This is a genomic window from Bradyrhizobium sp. I1.14.4, assembly GCF_050435825.1.
GTDB lineage: Bacteria > Pseudomonadota > Alphaproteobacteria > Rhizobiales > Xanthobacteraceae > Bradyrhizobium.
This window is the reverse complement of record NZ_JBNDLA010000037.1, coordinates 1-19,735: the sequence shown is the minus strand read 5'-3', so window position 1 is coordinate 19,735 and position 19,735 is coordinate 1. Positions and strand designations below refer to the sequence as shown.

At 66.1% G+C, this 19,735-nt stretch carries 15 protein-coding genes; 6 read left to right on the top strand and 9 right to left on the bottom strand.

The window, feature by feature from the left end; genetic code table 11:
* Positions 1–267: 267 nt before the first annotated feature.
* Complete coding sequence (locus ABIB78_RS36120) at positions 268–6,162, top strand: negative regulator of septation ring formation (protein ID WP_429033693.1); 5,895 nt, start codon at positions 268–270, stop codon at positions 6,160–6,162.
* 106 nt (positions 6,163–6,268) lie between these two features.
* Complete coding sequence (locus tag ABIB78_RS36115; RefSeq protein ID WP_429033691.1) at positions 6,269–6,631, top strand: hypothetical protein; 363 nt, start codon at positions 6,269–6,271, stop codon at positions 6,629–6,631.
* A 54-nt stretch (positions 6,632–6,685) separates the two neighbouring features.
* Here the strand turns inward: ABIB78_RS36115 and ABIB78_RS36110 are convergent, their stop codons facing one another.
* The 3 genes from ABIB78_RS36110 to ABIB78_RS36100 form a co-directional block, all read right to left on the bottom strand.
* The gene (locus ABIB78_RS36110; protein WP_429033689.1) at positions 6,686–7,549 is read right to left on the bottom strand and encodes an MlaD family protein; all 864 of its coding nucleotides are present in this window, start codon (positions 7,547–7,549) and stop codon (positions 6,686–6,688) included.
* A 119-nt stretch (positions 7,550–7,668) separates the two neighbouring features.
* On the bottom strand, positions 7,669–8,439 hold the full coding sequence (locus tag ABIB78_RS36105) for an ABC transporter ATP-binding protein (protein ID WP_429033688.1): 771 nt from the start codon (positions 8,437–8,439) through the stop codon (positions 7,669–7,671).
* A 2-nt stretch (positions 8,440–8,441) separates the two neighbouring features.
* Positions 8,442–9,575 carry an MlaE family ABC transporter permease gene (locus ABIB78_RS36100; RefSeq protein WP_429033686.1) on the bottom strand — a complete coding sequence of 378 codons (1,134 nt, stop codon included), beginning with the start codon at positions 9,573–9,575 and terminating at the stop codon, positions 8,442–8,444.
* A 143-nt stretch (positions 9,576–9,718) separates the two neighbouring features.
* Between ABIB78_RS36100 and dgcA the strand changes: the two genes are divergently transcribed.
* Entirely contained in the window at positions 9,719–10,720 is a 1,002-nt protein-coding gene (dgcA, locus tag ABIB78_RS36095) for an N-acetyl-D-Glu racemase DgcA (RefSeq protein ID WP_429033685.1), read from the top strand.
* Here dgcA and ABIB78_RS36090 read toward each other — a convergent pair.
* On the bottom strand, positions 10,690–11,889 hold the full coding sequence (locus ABIB78_RS36090) for an MFS transporter (protein WP_429033683.1): 1,200 nt from the start codon (positions 11,887–11,889) through the stop codon (positions 10,690–10,692). The two genes, dgcA and ABIB78_RS36090, sit on opposite strands and share 31 nt — an antisense overlap.
* A gap of 75 nt (positions 11,890–11,964) precedes the next feature.
* On the opposite strand from ABIB78_RS36090, the gene ABIB78_RS36085 reads away from it, so the two are divergent.
* Positions 11,965–13,233, top strand: a complete 1,269-nt coding sequence (locus tag ABIB78_RS36085) for a hypothetical protein (protein WP_429033681.1) — start codon at positions 11,965–11,967, stop codon at positions 13,231–13,233.
* A gap of 170 nt (positions 13,234–13,403) precedes the next feature.
* Here ABIB78_RS36085 and ABIB78_RS36080 read toward each other — a convergent pair whose 3' ends face one another.
* The 4 genes from ABIB78_RS36080 to thiD all read right to left on the bottom strand — a co-directional run bounded on the left by ABIB78_RS36080 (position 13,404) and on the right by thiD (position 17,453).
* Positions 13,404–14,393 carry a threonine/serine dehydratase gene (locus ABIB78_RS36080; protein WP_429033680.1) on the bottom strand — a complete coding sequence of 330 codons (990 nt, stop codon included), beginning with the start codon at positions 14,391–14,393 and terminating at the stop codon, positions 13,404–13,406.
* 115 nt (positions 14,394–14,508) lie between these two features.
* Positions 14,509–15,600 carry a glycosyltransferase family 4 protein gene (locus tag ABIB78_RS36075; protein WP_429033678.1) on the bottom strand — a complete coding sequence of 364 codons (1,092 nt, stop codon included), beginning with the start codon at positions 15,598–15,600 and terminating at the stop codon, positions 14,509–14,511.
* Positions 15,597–16,409, bottom strand: a complete 813-nt coding sequence (locus ABIB78_RS36070) for a UDP-2,3-diacylglucosamine diphosphatase (protein ID WP_050403538.1) — start codon at positions 16,407–16,409, stop codon at positions 15,597–15,599. Before ABIB78_RS36070 ends, ABIB78_RS36075 begins: the two co-directional genes overlap by 4 nt.
* 246 nt (positions 16,410–16,655) lie before the next feature.
* Positions 16,656–17,453: a bifunctional hydroxymethylpyrimidine kinase/phosphomethylpyrimidine kinase gene (gene thiD / locus ABIB78_RS36065; RefSeq protein WP_429033676.1), complete on the bottom strand. Its 798-nt coding sequence runs from the start codon at positions 17,451–17,453 to the stop codon at positions 16,656–16,658.
* Positions 17,454–17,635: 182 nt separating this feature from the next.
* On the opposite strand from thiD, the gene ABIB78_RS36060 reads away from it, so the two are divergent.
* Positions 17,636–17,881 (top strand): Lrp/AsnC ligand binding domain-containing protein, encoded by a 246-nt coding sequence (locus ABIB78_RS36060; RefSeq protein WP_016845986.1) that lies wholly within the window; start codon positions 17,636–17,638, stop codon positions 17,879–17,881.
* Positions 17,882–18,000: 119 nt separating this feature from the next.
* On the opposite strand, the gene ABIB78_RS36055 is transcribed toward ABIB78_RS36060, so the two are convergent.
* Positions 18,001–18,930 (bottom strand): c-type cytochrome, encoded by a 930-nt coding sequence (locus tag ABIB78_RS36055; protein WP_429033674.1) that lies wholly within the window; start codon positions 18,928–18,930, stop codon positions 18,001–18,003.
* A gap of 164 nt (positions 18,931–19,094) precedes the next feature.
* On the opposite strand from ABIB78_RS36055, the gene ABIB78_RS36050 reads away from it, so the two are divergent.
* Complete coding sequence (locus tag ABIB78_RS36050; protein ID WP_429033672.1) at positions 19,095–19,517, top strand: CHRD domain-containing protein; 423 nt, start codon at positions 19,095–19,097, stop codon at positions 19,515–19,517.
* Positions 19,518–19,735: the final 218 nt, after the last annotated feature.

Sequence of the window (19,735 nt, the reverse complement as noted above, 5' to 3'; positions counted from 1 at the left end):
ACAATTTCCGGACACAATCGGCGCTCTACAGCAGGAATTTCGAGTGCCCATAAGACCTTATGGCGCAAAGCTGTTAACGATGATTAAGAAAGTATTAATCGCAAGCATTTCATTCGCATCGCTCTCCCAATAGGATGTTTGCGGATGTAGCGGACAAGCCGCCGAGGGGGCCGCTTGCGCTCCGCTTGTGGGCACCGGCTTCGAGCTTGCGTGGGGACGATCGCAAGCTCGCCGACGCGTAAAATAGTGAGAGGGCTTAGACTGAACATGGCGAACACTCCCAAGAAGGTCAAAGATCCCACCGAAGTCGCGCTTTCTGCCATCCAGGAAGCCCTCAATATCAGCGAACAGGGCGCGGAGAACCGCAGCCCCCTCAACGAAGGCAGCGCGCCGCCGAACCTGCCGCCGCCTGCTCCGGATTTCTCAGCCGCATCGTTCGACTCTCGCGACTCTCGCCCGAATGCCGATCGTGCGGCGTTCGAGCCGATCGAGGAGCCGCGCGCGCCACGCCGCGCCGCCAACGATGATCGCGAAACCATCGGCCAGATGCTGCAGACACTGCAGGGCGGACGTTCGGCGCGCAACGCCTTCACGCTGTTCTTTGTTTGCTCCGGCGCCTGGCTGCTCGGCGGCGTCATCCTCACCATCGCTTTCTGGCCGGCCCTGCAGGCTTCGATGGCCCAGGGCACCGGCGTCCTGGTGTTCGCCGGCCTTGCCGCGCTGTTCGCCGTTCCGATCCTGCTGTTCTACTATCTCGCCAGCCTCGCCTCGCACGGTCAGCGCATGCAGATGATCGCGCAATCGATGGCGCAGGTCGCGATGCGCTTCTCCGAGCCGGAAAACGCCGCCGCGGATTCCATGGTGACGGTCGGCCAGGCGATCCGCCGCGAGGTCGCGGCGATGGGCGACGGCGTCGAGCGCGCGATCGCGCGCGCCGGCGAACTCGAGACCCTCGTTGCCAACGAGGTTGCGGCGCTGGAACGCGCCTATTCCGACAATGAAGTGCGCATCCGCGCGCTGCTGCAGGATATCGCCCACCAGCGCGACAATCTGGTCGGCCAGGCCGAGCAGGTGCGCAGCGCGATCTCCGGCGTGCAGATCGACCTGCGCCACGACATCGCGCTGATCTCGGACGCGATTGCCTCGCGCGTCGACGAGGTCGCCAAGAGCATCACCGGCGCGCTGGAAGAGCGCGGCCAGCACATCACGACCGCGCTGGGCCATGCCGGCGACAACATGATCCTCGCGCTCGGCGAGCGCGGCGGCGATCTGCTCGATCGCCTCGAGGAAGCCAGCGCCGAGACCACGCGCGCGGTGCTCGACGCCTCCGAGCGGCTGACCACCAGCCTCAACTTCAAGACCGGCCACGTCCATGACGAGTTCGTCGATCTGGCCGATCGCGTCCACGAGATGCTGAACGAGCGCATCGACCGCATCACCGGCGAATTCGAGCAGCGCTCGTCTGTTATCGTCGACGGCATCTCCGACCGCACCGAAGAAGTCCACGACTCCCTGAAGAACTCCGCGGACTCGCTGCTGCTCGAACTCGAGCTGCGCAGCAACGACCTCGTCGGCAAGATCGACGACGCCGGCAACCGCCTCGCCGGCCAGATCATGACGTCCGGCGACAAGGCGAGCGAGGCGCTCGACGTCACCGTCAATTCGCTGGTCGCCAAGGTGGTGGGCCAGACCGAGACCGCGCACGACTCGCTGTCGCTGCAGATGAGCGCGTTCGACGACCTGGTGAAGAACCACGGCAGCGAGCTCGCCGAGAAATTCGCCCGCGACTCCGGCACGCTCGGCGCGCTGATAACCCGCCACATCTCCGAATTCGACCGCACGGTGAAGACCTTCGGCGGCGACATCGTCGAACGCATGGGCCAGCGGACCCAGGACATCGCCGACAGCCTGAAGACCTATGTCGATACCTTCGACCATCGCGTCACCACCAATAGCGGCGAGATCACCGCCTCGCTCGATCAGCGCCTGCTGCAGTTCGAGACCACGCTCGGCAGCCGCGTCAGCAATCTCGATGCCTCGCTGACCGACAAGCTGTCGTCGTTCGACAGCTCGCTCGCCAGCAAGATCGGCTCGTTCGACGGCCGCCTGCAGTCGCTCGATGACGCGATCGACGGCCGCATGAAGACGCTCGAGGTCACCTTCGAGAGCCGCGCCAAGTCGGTTACCGACACCATCGACGGCCATCTCGGCACGCTCGCGACGCAGCTGACCGAAGGCGCCACCCAGGCGATCCACTCGATCGACTCGCGCCTCGGCCTGCTCACCACGACGCTGACCGAGGGCACCGTGCAGGCGATCGCCGCGGTCGACCACCGCATCAATGGCGTCACCGAGACCATCGACGGCCACAGCATCCGCCTCGTCGATACGATCAACGGGCACAGCACCCGCCTCGCCGACACCATCAATGGTCACAGTGCAAGCCTGACCGACACCATCTCGGCGCGCTTCGCCGACATCCGGCAGGGCATCGAGAGCCGTGTCGGCGTCATCGCCGGTGACATCGACACCCGCGTCGCGCAGTTCGAGGACCTCCTGGGCTCGCGCGTCGAGGCCGTCGCGGGCCGCATCGAGAGCAGCGGCCGCCAGGCGAGCGAGGACCTGATGTCCCGCGCCGAACTGCTGTCGTCGAGCATCAAGTCCCATGTCGAGGACGCCGAGCGCTCACTGACCAACCTCGTGGTCAACACCAGCGAAACCATCCAGACCGGCGCACGCACCGCGCAGCAGGCGCTGCTCACCGTGTCCGCGGACGTCGGCAACCAGCTCAAGCAAAGCTCCGCCGAGGTCGAGAGCGTGCTGACCGCGGTCGGCACCAGCGCCGCCAACTCGATCCTCACCAGTGCCCGCGACGCCCAGGTCTCGCTGGTCTCCGCATCCGGCGACGTCGCCTCGCAGATCAAGGCGCTGTCGGAGGACGTCGAGCGCACGCTGCAGGCGGCCGGCAGCGCCACCGCGGCCTCGGTGCTGTCCGGCGCCCGCGACGCGCAGACGACGCTGGTCTCGGCCTCGATCGAAGCCGCAAGCCAGGTCAAGTCGCTGGCCGCCGACGTCGAGCAATCGCTGTCGATGTCCGGCTCAGCGGCCGCCGAAGCGATCATGACCGGTGCCCGCGAGGCCCAGACCACGCTGATCGCGACGTCGGCCGACGTCACCGGCCAGGTCAAGTCGCTCGCCAGCGACGTCGAGCGCTCACTCTCGATGGCCGGCTCCGCCACCGCGGAAGCCGTCGTCGCCTCCGCCCGCGAGGCCCAGAGCACGCTTGCCGGTGCGTCGACCGAAGCCACCAACCTGGTCCGCACGCTGGCGGCTGACATGCAGCACTCGCTCTCGACCGCCGGCTCCGCCACCGCGGAAGCCGTCGTCGCCGCCGCGCGCGAGGCTCAGAGCACGCTTGCCGGTGCGTCGACCGACTCCACCAACCTGGTCCGCACGCTGGCGGCCGACATCGAACGCTCGCTGTCGATGGCCGGCTCCGCCACCGCGGAAGCCGTCGTCGCCGCCGCGCGCGAGGCCCAGAGCACGCTGGCCGGCGCATCCACCGAGGCAACCGATCTGGTCCGCACGCTCGCGGCCGACATGGAGCGATCGCTCTCGATGGCAGGCTCCGCCACCGCGGAATCGATCACGGCCGGCGCGCGTGAAGCCCAGAGCATGCTGGTCAATGCATCGACCGAGTCTGCGACAAAGGTGACGGCGCTTGCCGCCGATATCCAGCGCGCGCTGTCGATGGCCGGTTCCGGCACCGTCGAGGTGCTGACGGCCGGCGCTCGCGAGGCGCAGAACACCCTCGTCACCGCGTCGACCGAAGCGGCCAACCACGTCAAGTCGCTGGCAGCCGATGTCGAGCGCACCCTAACGTCGGTCGGCACCAACACCGCGCAGACGATCCTCGGCAGCGCCCGCGATGCCCAGACCTCGTTCGTCGAAACGTCCAGCGAGGCTGCAAGCCAGATGCGCGCGATCTCCGTCGAGATCGAGCGCTCGCTGACCACGGCCAGCGCGGAGACCGCGCAGACCATCCTGGGCAGCGCCCGCGAGGCCCAGAGCTCGTTCGCCGCGACCTCGGCCGACGCCGCCGCCCAGATCCGCACGCTCTCGACCGACATCGAGCGCGCGCTGGGTTCGGTCACGGCCAAGACCACCGACAACATCCAGACCTCGGCGCAGAACGCGCAGGCCGCACTGATCAACATGTCCAACGAGGTCTCGACCAAGGTCAAGACGACCTCCGCCGACATCGAACGTTCGGTGCTGTCTGCCTCCAGCGCATTCGGCTCGGCGATGACCGGCAAGACCGACGAGATCGTCACCTATGTGCAGCAGCAGACCGAGCGTCTGTCACAGATTGTCGACGGCCGCCGCGGCTCGCTGGTCGAGGCGCTGACCGCCAAGACCACGCAGCTTGCGACCGACATGGATCGCGCCACCGCGGACGCGCTGAAGGCGATCGAAACACGCGGCCTCGCCTTCTCGCAGTCGATGGCGGCGCATGGCGGCGATGTCGCGCGCAACATCACCTCGGCCGGCGATCAGGCAACCGGCGCGGTGGCGAAGTCGCTCAAGGAGCTCGAGCAGGCCTCGCGCTCGGCGATCGACCAGTCGCGCCAGGTCTCGATCTCGGCCGTCACGGAGATGCAGGAGACCAGCAAGATCCTGCGCACCGATACGGTCGCACTGTTCGAGCGGCTGCGCGAGGGCAACATCCTGCTGCAGGAAGTGTTGACCGGCGCCCACGACAACCTCAATTCGCTGGAGCGTGCGCTGGTGACCCGCGTGGCCGACTTCGTGTCCGCCATGAACGACGTCACCTCGCGCAACGGCGTGGCGACCCAGACGCTGGAGGACCAGCTTACGGTGTTCAACAGCAAGACCGGCAAGGCGCTGGAAGATCTCGGCGCGCTGTCGAGCCAGTTCGAGACCCATGGCAAGGCGCTGATCGAGGCGGCTGCCGTGGTCGAGCAGGCCAACCGCTCGACGACGGCCTCCGTCAGCGAGCGCAAGACGGCGCTGGAATCGCTGGTCACGACCATCGACCTGCGCACCACCGATCTCGACCAGCGGCTGTCGCGCTTCACCGGGTTGCTCGATGAATCGCTCGGCGCTGCCGAGGAGCGCGCCCGCGACATCGCACGCGTGGTGGCCGAGACCGCAGGCGCCGGTTCGGCTGCGATCAGCAAGCAGTTCGAGGCGGTGCGCATGGCGGCCGAGAACGAGCGTCAGCAGACCGTCGACGCCATGAACGACCTCTACCAGCAGAGCAACGCCGAGACCGATGCGATGTTCAAGGAATCGACGGAGAAGTTCTCCGCGATGGTCACGGCGATGAAGCAGATGGCGAGCGAGATGCACAACGAGCTCGAGGCTACCCGCAACGAGCTGCGCCGCGGCGTGCTGGAAATGCCGCAGGAGGCCGCCGAAAACACCGCGCAGATGCGCAAGGTGATCGTCGACCAGATCGAGGCACTCGCCGAGCTGAACCGCATCGTCGCCCACCACGGCCGCGGGCTCGACGTGGTCAGCACCAACCGCGCCAGCGTCCGCCACGAGGAGGCGGTGATGGCTGCCGCCGGCGGCCGTGGCGATGTGCGCATGCGGGACAATGGCAACAGCGCCGCGACGCTGCCGCCGCCTGATCTCGGCATGGCGACCTCGCGCCGCACTGAGGCCCCGTCGGTCAGCCCGGCCGGCCCCAACAACGGCGACGGCTGGCTATCCGACCTGCTCAATCGCAGCGACGCGCCGCCGCCTGCCTCGCAGAGTCGCGACGCCCAGCGCCCGCGTCCGCAGCAGCAGGCGGCCGCCAATCCGCTGGAGTCGCTGTCGCTCGATATCGGCCGGCTGATGGACCGCACGCTGGCGGCCGAGATGTGGGATCGCTACCAGCGCGGCGAGAACAAGGCGTTCTCCAAGCGCCTTTACACGCCGGCCGGCCAGAAGGCCTTCGATGAGGTGGCCCGCAAATATCGCTCCGACCGCGGCTTCAAGCAGACCGTCGACCGCTACATCGCGGAGTTCGAGCGCCTGCTCGACGAAGTCGCCCGCGACGGCCGCGGCCAGCAGGAGCTGAGCAGCCACCTGACCTCGGAGACCGGGCTGGTCTACACCCTGCTCGCGCATGCCGCGGGACGGCTGGGGTAGGCGTTCGAACCGATCGCGCGACAAGAAACGGAGGCAGCGATGCCTCCGTTTTGCATTTGACCGATGCAAGGATAAAATTGCGGGAGAACGAGCCGGGAGGGTTCAGATGTTGCTCGCAAGCTGGCGCCCCGTCGTCGCGCTGACGGTGCTCGGGACAATTGGATCGGCCACGATTGCGACAGCGGATCCGATCCAGCCATCCAATATCCGGACCATCAAGATAAGAGAGCCAAGCAAGCTCGCGACCGATGCGTATGTCGTGCGAACGACGCCCGTCAGGCCGAACCCCGATGAGCCTCACAATGCGTCCGGCCGCGAATGGTCGGCAACACAGGGCCTCGTCGATGCCGCATCGAATCCCCACCACATCCGCAGCTTGAGAATCCGTTCGGAGCCGACGGACCCCAGTCCCCGCTATAACCGCTTCGTTCCTGAAGCACTCGAGCCGTCTCAGGCAGCGCCCGAGTAAGCCCAGCAAGTGAGAGATACGACGGTCGTCGAAACCGACAGAGGCCCGCGCAGCCTACTGCCGCCGCCGCGGCCCGGGCGCTGCCGCCGGCGCGGGCTCGGGTGCGGCGTTGTTGCTGCCGCCGAAGATCACGCGGCTCGGGTTGCGATCGAAATTGTTCACGGCGCGGCTGATGTCGGACAGTGTGCGGCGGCCGTCGTTGATCAGGAGATTGGACCGCTTGTCGAGATCGTCGGCGAGTTCGCGGATCGACTTCACCATCAGGTTCAGCTCGCTACCATTGTTGCCGCCGGCGATCGCGTTGAGGCCCAGCATCAGATTGTCGGCCTTGCCCATCACGCCGTCGACCTTGAGCATGACGTTGTCGATCTTCTCGGAATTGCGCGCCAGCGCCTGAGTGAAGACCTCAAGATTCTTCAGCGAATTCTTCACCGACTGCTGATTGTCGGCGACGATGCGGTTGACGTTTTGCAGGGTGGCGCGGATCGCCTCGGTGACGTCCTGCAGCGCATTGGGGTCGGCGGTCAGGACCGGGATGCCGTCCTCATCCAGCGGCACCGGCGGGGCGGCCTCCTCGCCGCCCTTCAGCGAGATCGCGGCGACGCCGGTGAGGCCCTGGAATTCGAGACCGACCAGGGTGTCCTTGCGGAGCGGTGCGTTGTTCTCGATCATCGCCAGCGCGACCACACGTCGCGGGTTGTCGAGCTTGACCGAGACGACCTCCCCTATTCGGATACCGTTAAAATTAACATTGCCGCCATTGCGCAGGCCCGACGCCGGCCCCTCGAAGATCACCCGCAGGGGGCTGCGCTGCTTGGTGGTGTGCAGGCTCTGGAACCACAGCACGAAGCCGAACGCTGCGGCGATCACCGCCAGCGTGAAAGCCCCGATCAAGACGTAGTTCGCCCGCGTTTCCATCAAATACTCGCGTTAATTACTCTTGGACTCTCGCGCAGAAGCCTGCGCGTGAGCCCGTCGAATTCCCTGTTCAGCATGATCTCGTCGAAAAACCGGTCTCCACGTTTCGGGATCATGAGCTAGGCCACAACGGCACGGGCGCGCTTGCCGTTGAAATATTGCTGCAGCCATGGATGCTGCGATGCCTTCATGTCGGCGATCGATCCTGCAGCAATGATCTTACCGTTCCCTAAAACGGCGATCCGGTCGCACGCGGTGTAAAGGCTGTCGAGGTCGTGGGTTACCATGAAAACGGTCAGCCCCAAAGTGCGCTGCAGGGTGCGCACCAGTTCGTCGAAATCGCCGGCGCCGATCGGATCGAGGCCCGATGTCGGCTCGTCGAGAAACACGAGTTCAGGATCGAGCGCAAGCGCGCGGGCCAGTGCGACGCGCTTGATCATGCCGCCGGACAGTTCAGACGGATAGCGATCGGCGACTTCGGGCTTCAGGCCGACCATCACGAGTTTCGCCACCATGATCTCGTCGAGCAGCCGCTGCGAGACGCGCAGATACTCGCGCGCCGGAAACTGGATGTTCTGGCGCACCGTGAGCGAGGAGAACAGCGCGCCCTGCTGGAACAGGATGCCCCAGCGCCGCTCGACGGCGCGGCGCTGTGACGAGCTCGCGGCATCGAGGTCGACGCCGAACACTTCGATGCGGCCGGCGACCTTCGGCACGAGGCCGATGATGGTGCGCGTCAGCACCGACTTGCCGGCGCCCGACGGGCCGACGAAGCCGAGAATCTCGCCGCGCTTGACGTCGAGGTTGAGGCCGTCGAGCACGCGCGTGTTGCCGAATTGAACCGTGATGTCGCGAACCCGGATAATGGCGTCGATGTCCTGCTCCGCCATGATCACATCCCGATCGAGGCGAAGAAGATCGCGAACACGCCGTCCATCACGATCACGAAGAAGATCCCTTTCACCACCGACGCGGTGGTGTGCTGTCCGAGCGACTCCGCCGAACCCTGTACCGCCAGCCCTTCGACGCAGGCGACGATGCCGATCACGGCCGCCATCACCGGCGCCTTGACCATGCCGACGATGAAATGGTCGATCGATATGGCATCACGAAGGCGAAGCAGGAAGGCCTCCGGATCGACGCCGCCATAGAGCCAGGCCACCAGGCCGCCGCCATAGAGCGCGGCCATCGCGCCGAGGAAGGCCAGGATCGGCAGCGCCAGCACCAGCGCCAGCATGCGCGGCAGGATCAGCACTTCGATGGGATCGAAGCCCATGGTGCGCAGCGCGTCGATCTCCTCGCGCATCTTCATCGAGCCGAGCTCGGCGGTATAGGCCGAGCCGGAGCGGCCCGCGACCATGATCGCGACCAGCAGCACGCCGATCTCGCGCAGCACCAGCACGCCCAGCATGTCGACCACGAAGATGTCGGCGCCGAACCTGCGGAAATGGAAGATGCCCTGCTGCGAGATGATGCAGCCGATCAGGAAGGTGATCAGCACCACGATCGGCACCGCGCGCCAGCACACCTGCTCGAGGTGATGCACCGTCGAGGTCAGGCGGAAGCCGCGCGGATGGATCAGCACCTTGCCGGCCGCGGTCAGCACCGCGCCGAGCATGTCGACCAGGCCGATGATCGTGCCGCCGATCCCGGCCACGGTGCGCCCGATCTGTTCGAGCATGCCCGTGATCGACAGGCGGTCGCTCACGACCCTGGGCGCGGGGCCGACACGGCGGACCTCGTCGACCAGGCTGGAATAATTGGCGGAGAGGCCCGCGATCTCCGCCTCGGCGCTGGCATCGCTGAGGCTGCGGCGCAGCCGTTCGATCAGCCAGGCGCCGAACGTGTCGAGGCTCGCGACCTGCGACACGTCGATGAAGATGTGGGGACGGCTGCCGCGCAGCTTCTCGGCGTCGGAGACGATCCGCTCGAGCGCGGGGGCAAAGCGGGCCGTCCAGTTGCCCGCCGCGCACAACGCCAGTCCTTCGCCTTGGGCTATCCGCTCCAGTGTCGGGTCGCCGCTCACCTTTTGCCTACCCCTCAAGCCGGCTGGCCGCCGCTCACGCAGATCTCCGGCGGCTTGCCGGATCGGCTTGTCGAATCTGCCACTAACCAGCCATAGTTGGTTGCGCGTCGCAAGCTACGGTTCAGGAAATAGTAGACTTTAAAATGACTTCCACCCCACCCGGAGCTATTTCCTTGACGACCCGGATCGAACGCTGGCCGATCGCGGGGACCTTCACGATCAGCCGCGGCGCCAAAACCGAGGCCGTCGTCGTGGTGGCCGAGGTGAGCCAGGGCGGCCTCACCGGCCGTGGCGAGTGCGTGCCCTACCCGCGCTATGGCGAAACGCCTGAGGCGACGCTAGGGGCGATCCAGGCGATGCAGGAGCCGCTCGCCGGCGGCATGGATCGCATTGCCTTGCAGGCCCGGATGCCTGCCGGCGCCGCCCGCAATGCGTTGGATTGCGCGCAGGCGGACCTCGAGGCCAGGCGCGCCGGACAGCGGATCTGGAACCTGCTCGGCTGGCCCGCGCCGGAGCCCCGCACCACTGCCTATACGATCTCGCTTGGGACACCCGAGGCGATGGCGGAGGCCACCGCGAAGGCCGCACATCGCGCGCTGCTCAAGATCAAGCTCGGCGGCGATGGCGACGCGGCGCGGATCGCCGCCGTGCGCAGGGCCGCGCCGGCATCCGAGCTGATCGTCGACGCCAATGAAGCCTGGACCGGCGACAACCTTGCCGCCAATCTCGCAGCCTGCGCCGATGCCGGCGTCACGCTGATCGAGCAGCCGCTGCCGGCCGGCAAGGACGAGGCGCTGGCGCGGATCAAGCGCCCGGTTGCGGTCTGTGCCGACGAGAGCGTGCATGACCGCGCCTCGCTTCAAGGCCTGCTCGGCCGCTATGACGCCGTCAACATCAAGCTCGACAAGACCGGCGGGCTGACCGAAGCGCTCGCGATGGCGGACACTGCCCGCGCGCTCGGCTTCGAGATCATGATCGGCTGCATGGTCGCGACCTCGCTTGCGATGGCGCCGGCGATGCTGATCGCGCAACAAGCGCGCTTCGTCGATCTCGACGGTCCGCTGCTGCTGGCGAAAGATCGGGATAACGGCCTGCGCTACGAGGGCAGCCTGGTCTACCCGCCGGACGCCGCACTCTGGGGATGATGGGTTAGACGTCCACGCGACAGCCACATCACAAGCCCGCCCGTTGCCGCCATCGCGGCCATCATGTCGTAGACGCCGAGGCCGAAGCGCGCATAGACCATGCCGCTGACGATCGCCGTGGTGCTCGCGACAATGCCGCCGCAGGCGGCCAGATAGCCCTGCGCGCGCGCCATCACGTGAACCGGCACGTGATGCACCATCAGGCCCATGATGCCGACCTGCGTCAGCCCGAAGCTCAGCCCGTGTCCGAGCTGGACCACGGCAAGCACCGCAAGCGGCGGGTCCTGCGCAGTGATCGCCCAGCGTGCCACGGCGCTGGCCGCCGCGATCATCACCAACGTCGCCGACGGCAGCGTGAAGCGCGGCGACAGCGCAAACAGCACGATCTCGGCGGTCACGCCGAGCACCCAGAGGGCCGCGATGGTCAGGCCGCTGAAGCCGGCCTGCTGCCAGGCGATCGATGCGAAGATGTAGTAGGCGCCGTGGCTGCCCTGGATCAGCGCCGAGGACGCGATGATGGCGAGGAAGGTGGGATTGCGCAGCAGCCTCGGCGCGCCGGCCGTCGGCGCGGCTGTGGCCGCTGGACGGCCCAGTGGCCGCAATGTCAGCCCGGCCAATGCACCGAGCACGGTCACGGCCGTGATAATCCAGATCAGATCGACCTCGGCGACGTAGCGGAGCAAGAACCCGCTGACGAGCGCGCAGACCGCGAAGGCGGCCGAGCCCCAGAGCCGCAGCGGTCCGTAGCTGAGGCCAAATTGCCTGACGCCGCGCAGCGCATAGGCGTCGGTGAGCGGCACCATCGGCGTCCAGACGCAGCAGGTCAGCGCATAGACCGCGAGCAGCACGAACGGCTGGTGCTGGGTGCCGATCACGGCAAAGCCCAACGCGGTCGCAAAGCCGGTGGCGATGATCGCGCCGCGCAGCATCTGGCGCCGCTCCGCCGCCGCGGTGACCAGCGGCAGGACGGTGAACCGCGTCACCGGCGGCACCGCCGTGATGATGCCGATCCAGGTGGCATCGATGCCGACCGCCTTTAGCCACACCGTGAAAAACGGCAGATGGACCCCGGTCATGCCGAACAGCGTGGCATAGAATGCCGCAAGGCTGACAGCGAATCGCCGCGATGCAACCTTTGCTGCGATGGGGATTTGTGATTCGGAAGACATCAATTCAATTGCGATTCGCGCGATATCGTGGTGATCGTTAGCGTAACGCGCAGTGATTTGCGCGGAGAGATTGTGATGGCCGAAGAAGCATTCGCCCTGTCGCCGATATCCGCCCGCGCGGCCCTGCCGAGCGAGGAGGACTATGCTGCGATCAGCGCGGCCTTCATGGAGACATCGCGGGGCCGCTGGTTCCTCGGCGAATATGCCAAGCGCAACCGCAATGCCGATACCCGCATGGTGCTCGATGCCGTCGCGCGAATCGAGGAAAGCCTGAGCACGCAGCGGCAGGCTGCCGCAGACGCGATCAGGGACGAGCAGCTGGCGCAGGCGCTGGCCGCCCTGCGTGGTGCGATCGAGGCGGCCCAAGCGTCCGCCATCGCCGCGCTCGACGGCATCAGCTTCGAGCAGAACCTCGCGCCGGTACGCAAGGGCGTGCGGGTGATTCGAGAGATCTCCTGGCGGCTGCGCGAAATCGGCAATGATGGCCGGATCTGCGACATCATCGATTCGCAGGTCAGCGCGATCGAGGCCGGTGCCGCCGAGGTCTCGATGGACGACGCCAAGACCGTGCTGGATGCCGCCTTCGCGGCGCTGGCCCGCCGGCTCAGCGAATTCGATCCGGACAAGGCGGCGACGCCAGCATCCGAACCTGATGTGGCCGAAGCACCGGTAGCGGAGCCGCCCGCTGCCGCCCCCTCGCCGCCACCGGTGGCCGAAAGCACGGCCGCCGATCGCGCCGTCCCCGATGCTACTGTGGCCGCTACGCCGCCAGCGCCGCCTCAGGAGACCGTTGCAACGCGGAGCATTGAGACTGCCGCCATGCCGGAGCCGAGCGAAGCATGGATCAAGGCGGAGGCCGCACTGGCCGAAGCCGAGGCCGCAGAACTCGCCCGCGTTGCCGGCGACGCCGCCGACGCCCATGACGAAGCGGTGCTCGACCGCATCGCGATGGAGATGGGCGCGCCCGATCCGATCGACGAAGCGGCGATCGCCGAAGAGATGCACGCTGCCGAGGAGATGCGGGTCGCCGAGGCGATGGCTGCCGACCCCGAGATGGTTGCACCGGCAGCCCAGCCCGAGCCTGCACCGGCGCCCGAGCCGAAGGTTGAGTTCAAGGTCGAGCTCCCACCGGCCGCTGCAGCGCCGATTGCAGCGGCTCCGGCGGCCGTGCCGCCGCCTCTCCCACCCGCCGTTGAGGCTACCGCTGTTCCCGCAGCAGAAGTCTCACTCGGCTCGACCATCATCGCCAGTGGCCTTCTGAAAAAGCCGAGTGTCGCGGCCAACGATCCGCTCGCGCCGTTCCGCCGCATGAGCCAGGCCGAGAAGATCGCGTTCTTCTCGTAAGCGGTGGCGCAGTTCGCTTTTCGTCATTGCCAGGCATAGCCGTCTGAAGGACGGCGTTGGAATGAGCGGCGGCCATCATGGCGGCTTCAGGCACTGATCGACGGAGCCGCGCAACGAGCCGGGTCAGAGCGACCACCGCCCTGCGCCCGCTCGTTCTCAAACAATTGGCGTCAGGCGACGAGCTTCGCAAACAGGTCGGCATCGACATTGCCGCCCGAGAGCACGATGACGACGTTCTTGCCCTTGGCGTCGATCCGCCCCGCCAGCAGCGCGGCAAGTCCGACCGCGCCGCCGGGCTCGACCACGAGCTTCAGCTCGCGATAGGCAAACGCAACGGCTGCGCCGACCTCATCATCGGAGACGCTGACGCCATTTGCGAGCAGCTTGCTGTTGATGGCGAAGGTCAGTTCGCCTGGAATCATCGCCATCAGCGCATCGCAGATGGTGCGCGCCGCGACCGGATGCGCCTCGCGATGGCCGACCTTGAGCGACAGAGCGTGATCGTCATAGCCTGCGGGCTCGGCGACGATCACCTGGGCCTGCGGGAATTTCGCCTTTATTGCGGTGGCAACGCCCGCGATCAAGCCGCCGCCCGAGGCCGGCGCAACCACGATATCGGGCACGAGCCCGAGCGCCGCCATGTCCTCGGCGACCTCGCGGCCGGCGGTGCCCTGGCCCGCGATCACGAAGGGATCGTCATAGGGGCGCACCAGCGTCGCGCCGCGCTTGCCGGCGATGCCGTTGGCGATCGCCTCGCGGTCGTCGCGATCGCGATCGTACAGCACGACCTCGGCGCCATAAGACTTGGTCCGCTCGCGCTTGGTGATCGGTGAGTCCGCAGGCATCACGATGGTCGCCTGCATGTTGAGGATCTTGGCCGCCGCGGCAACGCCCTGGGCATGGTTGCCCGAGGAGAACGCCACGACACCGCCACTCCGCTTGTCCTGCGGGATCGAGGCGAGCTTGTTGAAGGCGCCGCGGAATTTGAACGATCCGGTCCGCTGCAGCATCTCGGGCTTGAGGAAGACCTGGGTGCCGACGCGTTCATTGAGAACGGGAAAGGTCAGCAGCGGCGTGCGCACCGCGAACGGCGCGACCACCCTTGCGGCGGCATCGATGTCCGCGGCAGCGACGGGTGGATTTAGAACGGTGTCCGTCATCCACGATTTGTATCGCGGCGCCGGGCTGCCCGGCAAGACGCTTCATAGCGCTTTCGAGCGAAGTGGGTACCGGTTCGCGTGAAGAAACGCGTCAAAACAAAGGCGCGTGAGTTATCTAGCGTGAGGTCGGCTGGCTGGCCGGCAGGACCGCGAAATGGTGCTCCTCGGCACCGAATTCGAATACTTCCCCCTCGCCGTCCGGTGCAGCGGGGCGGACGTTCATGCAGCGATCGATGAACACCCGGGCCGACGCCTGCCAGGTGTGGAGCGCGGCGAAATCGACGCAGGCCTGCCGCGGGATGCTGAGCGCCTCCAGGCAGGCATGGCGCAGGTCGTCGTCGAGGACGCCGACCGGGGCGGCGCCGATCACGTCGCGGGGGCCGGTGACCGGAAAAGCGGCAACCGGCAGGCCGCTCGCCAATGCCTCGAGCAGCACCAGGCCGAAGGTATCGGTCCGGCTCGGGAACACGAACACGTCGGCGGCCGCGTAGATCTCCGCCAGTTCTTCGCCGTGGCGGGCGCCGAGGAAGACGGCTTCCGGATGTTTCCGCTCCAGCGCCACCCGCGCCGGGCCGTCGCCGACCACGACCTTCGTGCCGGGCAGATCAAGTTCGAGAAATGCCTCGAGATTCTTCTCCACCGCCACCCGGCCGACACTGAGGTAGACCGGCTGCGGCAGGCAGAGATCGACATCGCGCGGATGGAACAGCGCGGTATCGACGCCGCGCGACCACAGCACCACGTTGCGGAAGCCGCGCTGGCGCAGCTCGGCTGCCAGCGCCGGGGTGGCGGCCATCACCGCCCGGCTCGGCCTGTGGAACCAGCGCAACGCCCGCCACACCCAGGCTTCCGGGACCGGCGTGCGTGCCGAGACATATTCCGGAAAGCGGGTGTGGAAGCTCGTCGTAAACGGCAGGCCGCGCCTGCGGCAATAGCGGCGGACCGAAAGCCCGATCGGGCCTTCGGTCGCGATATGGATGCTGTCGGGCTTCGCCGCCTCGATCAGGCTGGCGACCTTGGCCTGGTACGGCAGCGCCAGCCTCAGATCGCGATAGCTCGGCATCGCGAAGGTGCGGAACGAGTCCGGCGTCAGGAAGCTCACCTCGACGCCGAGCGATTCCGCCGCCTGCGCCATCATGGTCAGCGTGCGGACAACCCCGTTTACCTGGGGATGCCACGCATCGGTCGCGACCAGGATATGCGTCATGCAGCGCGTGCCGTCACTCGCGGGACTGGCGCGATCCGGCGCACCGGATCGGTCCAGGTGATGATCTCGAAATGGCCGTCCTCATGTTCGGCGAGCGCGGTGCAGCTCTCCACCCAGTCGCCGCAATTCATGTAGCGGATGCCATGCTCGTCATGGATCGTCGCGTAGTGGATGTGGCCGCAGATCACGCCGTCGCAGCCATGACGCCGCGCCTCGCCGGCAAGCGTCGCTTCGAACGCGCCGATATAGTTCACCGCCTTTTTGACCTTCAGCTTGGCCCATTGCGACAGCGACCAGTACGGCACGCCGAACATCTTGCGGAAGAAGTTGACGAAGCGATTCATCTGGATCGCGAAGTCATAGGCCTTGTCGCCGAGATGGGCGAGCCAACGCGCATTCTGCACCACGAGGTCGAAGATGTCGCCGTGGATCACCAGGTAGCGCTTGCCGTCGGCACCGGTGTGAACAGTGTTCTCCACCACGTCGATACCGCCGAAATGCGTGCCGTAATATTTGCGCAGGAACTCGTCGTGGTTGCCCGGGACGTAAATCACCTTGGCGCCCTTGCGCGCCTTGCGCAGCATCTTCTGCACGAAATCGTTGTGGGTCTGCGGCCAGTACCAGTTCGACTTCAGCGCCCAGCCGTCGACGATATCACCAACGAGGTAGATCGTGTCGGCATCGTGAGAGCGGAGGAAGTCCAGCAGGCGGTCAGCTTGCGAACCGCGGGCTCCGAGATGGACATCGGAGATAAACAAAGTGCGAAAGCGCCGCTCGGGGCTTTCTTCACTCAAGGAGTCACTTCCCATGCCTGTGCACCTACCGGATTCCTGTGACAAGGCGATGACGATCCCCGCGACCCAAGGCCTCACTAACAGTTAACGAGAATCAGCAGCACGCCCCCTCCACAGCGGATAACAGCGGCGTGCGACAATCTGGCGACATGGGCGGGCGCGGGTGTGTGGAACAGGCGTTGTGTTGCCTGCATATCGCAGTGGAACAACGCGTGCAGTTGTCGGGTATGACGATGCAGATTGCTACGCGGCTACGCAGCTTCAGTAATATTTGTGGAAGTGATGCACGGGACCGTGGCCGTGCCCGACCGCGAAGCGATCGGCGGCGGCGATCGCTTCGGTGATCCAGGCCTTGGCGTTGCGCACAGCGGTCTCCATCGCCTCACCCTTGGCGAGCCCCGCCGCGATCGCCGACGACAGTGAGCAGCCGGTGCCATGCGTGTTGGCGGTCGCAATGCGCGGCGCTGACAGCGCGATGCTGCGCTCGCCATCGATCAGATAGTCGATGCTCTCCGCACCATGCCCATGGCCACCCTTGACCAGCACCGCGCGACATCCCATCGCCAGCAATCGCTTGCCCTGTCGCTCGACGTCGGCCTCGCTCGAAGCGACCGGCTCGTTCAAGAGCGCCGCCGCTTCCGACAGGTTCGGCGTGATCAGCGACGCCAGCGGAAACAGCAGGGTCTTCAGCGCATCGACAGCCTCGGCGGCGAGCAGCCGATCGCCCGAGGTTGCGACCATCACCGGATCGAGCACGATGTGGCGCGGCGCCCAGCGCTTCAGCCCAGCGGCGATCGCCGCGATCGTCTCGGCCTGCGCCACCATGCCGATCTTGACCGCGCCGACTTTGAGGTCGGAGAAGACGGCATCGATCTGGGCCGTGACGAATGAAGCGGGCACCGGATGGATGCCGCTGACCCCCGTGGTGTTCTGCGCGGTCAGCGCCGTGATGGCGGAGGCGCCATAGACCCCGAGCGCGGCAAAGCTCTTGAGGTCGGCCTGGATACCCGCCCCACCCGAGGAATCCGAGCCGGCAATGGTGAGCGCGACCGGCGTCATTGTGCAGCACCGGCGGTTGATACGGATGAGACGCTCAGCAATAACACCATCGCCTGTCCTAGCGCGGCCGCCCATCGGCAGCAAGTTCGCCTGACTTTACCGCGAGTTGGCCTTGACTTGACCCCTTGCGTTGGCCGCCTGTTTTTGGCCTATAGTCGCGGAAATCCCCGGAGACGACTTTGATGGTTCCTTTCTTCGTCCAGATCAAATGCAAGCTCGGCCAGTCCTACACCGTCGCGAACGCGCTGGCGGAGGCCGAGATTGCGTCCGAGATCTATTCCACCGCGGGCAATTACGATCTCCTGGTCAAGTTCTACGTCGACCACGACACCGACATCGGCCATTTCATCAACGAGAAGGTTCAGGTGATCCCGGGCATCCAGGATACCCTCACCATCATCACCTTCAAGGCGTTCGGCGCGAAGTAGAGCATGATCGGGAAAAGTGCGAAGCGGTTTTCCCTCGCGACAGACGCCGAACGCGTTTGCACGGAAATCATGCTCGAGCAAGGACCTAAGGCGCGATCCAACATGATCTGATCGTGCCCTTAGGACGGCTTCTCGGGCTTCTTCGGCTTCGGCGGCCCCTCGACCGGCGGCAGCGACTTGATGTACTCGGCGATCGCGGCGCGATCGGACGATGAGAGCTGCGAGGTGTTGCGGATCACGCGTACCATCGATCCACCGGCGCTATCGCCGTCCGGCATCTGCCCGCTCTCGAGGAAATAGGCGATGTCCTTTACGCTCCAGTCGGACAGCCCCTTCTCCGTGATGTTGGGCACCCAGCCCTCGCGCTCCGGATCCGGGCCGCCGGCGAAGCGCTGCCCGCTGACGATGCCGCCGAGGAAATTCCGCGGGCTGTGGCACTCGGCGCAATGGCCAAGGCTGTTGACAAGATAGGCGCCGCGATACCACTGCGCCGACCGGCTCGCATCCGCGATGAACGGCTTGCCGTCCATGAACAGGAATTTCCAGACGCCGACATTGCGCCTGATGTTGAAGGGAAATGGCAAATCGTGATCGCGCACCTTGCCGGCAACCGGCGGCAAGGTCTTCAGATAGGCGAAGAGGTCGCGCACGTCCTTGACCTTGGCGTGCTGATAGGACGTGTAGGGAAACGCCGGGAAATAGTGCGCGCCTGACGGCGAGGTGCCCTTCATGACCGCGGTGACGAAGTCGGCCTCGCTCCAGCGGCCGATGCCGTCATTCGGGTCGGGCGAGATGTTCGGCGCGTAGAACGTGCCGAACGGCGACGGTATCGCAAGCCCGCCACCCAGCCTGGTACGGTCGTCCTGCTTCGGCACGGCATGGCAGGAGGAACATCCTCCGGCATTGAACGTTGTGAGGCCGTTGGCCAGGTCAGGCTGGTAGGCCGGCAGCGCGCTCGCGGAGACGATCGCGGGAATCGTCAGCCACCAGAACACACCAAGGCCGATGAGGCCGACCAGGCCGGCCAGGAGGAGAATTCGTCGCAACATTCACCGATCCGTCATTGGTCGCGTCAGCGCATCAACCAGTATGATGGCAACCCGTCGCACAAGCTCGCATCAAATTCGCCGCACTCACGATCATTTTGGGAATAAATCGGCAGAGCCGCTGTTGAACACTGCAACCGTCCTGTGACGTCAAAGGGGAGAGAACGATGCCAAACAAGACCTTGCTTGCTACGCTGACGCTCGGCGCCGCAATCGCGTTCGCCGGTCCGGCCTTTGCCGAGAAGTTGCACGCCAAGTTGGACGGCAAGTCCGAAGTGCCTGCGAACACCAGCGCCGGCGCCGGCACTGCGGACATCGACTACGATGCCGCCAGCAAGAAGCTGACCTGGAAGCTGACCTATTCCGGCCTGTCGGGCCCGGCAACCGCCGCGCATTTCCACGGCCCCGCCGAGGCCGGCAAGAATTCCGGCGTCGCGGTCGCCATCCCGAACGCAACGTCGAGCCCGGTCGAAGGCAGCGCCACGTTGACCGATGCTCAGGCGGCCGATCTGCTCGCCGGCAAGTACTATGTCAACGTCCACACCGCGGCCAACCCGGGTGGTGAGATCCGCGGCCAAGTCACGAAGTAATCCGCCACGAAGTAATCCGCCACGAACTAAATTCCTGACGAAGTCACTCCAACAAGAAACGGCCGACACAAAAAAAGGCGGACGCTTCGCGGCGTCCGCCCTTCATTGATTGACCGCGCTTAGCCCGCATTTCTCACACGGCGCATTGATCTGCGACGGGTATTGGTGGAGCGTCGCGAAGGCGACGAGGGCCGTGGCGCCGGAGGCGCGGGCGAGGA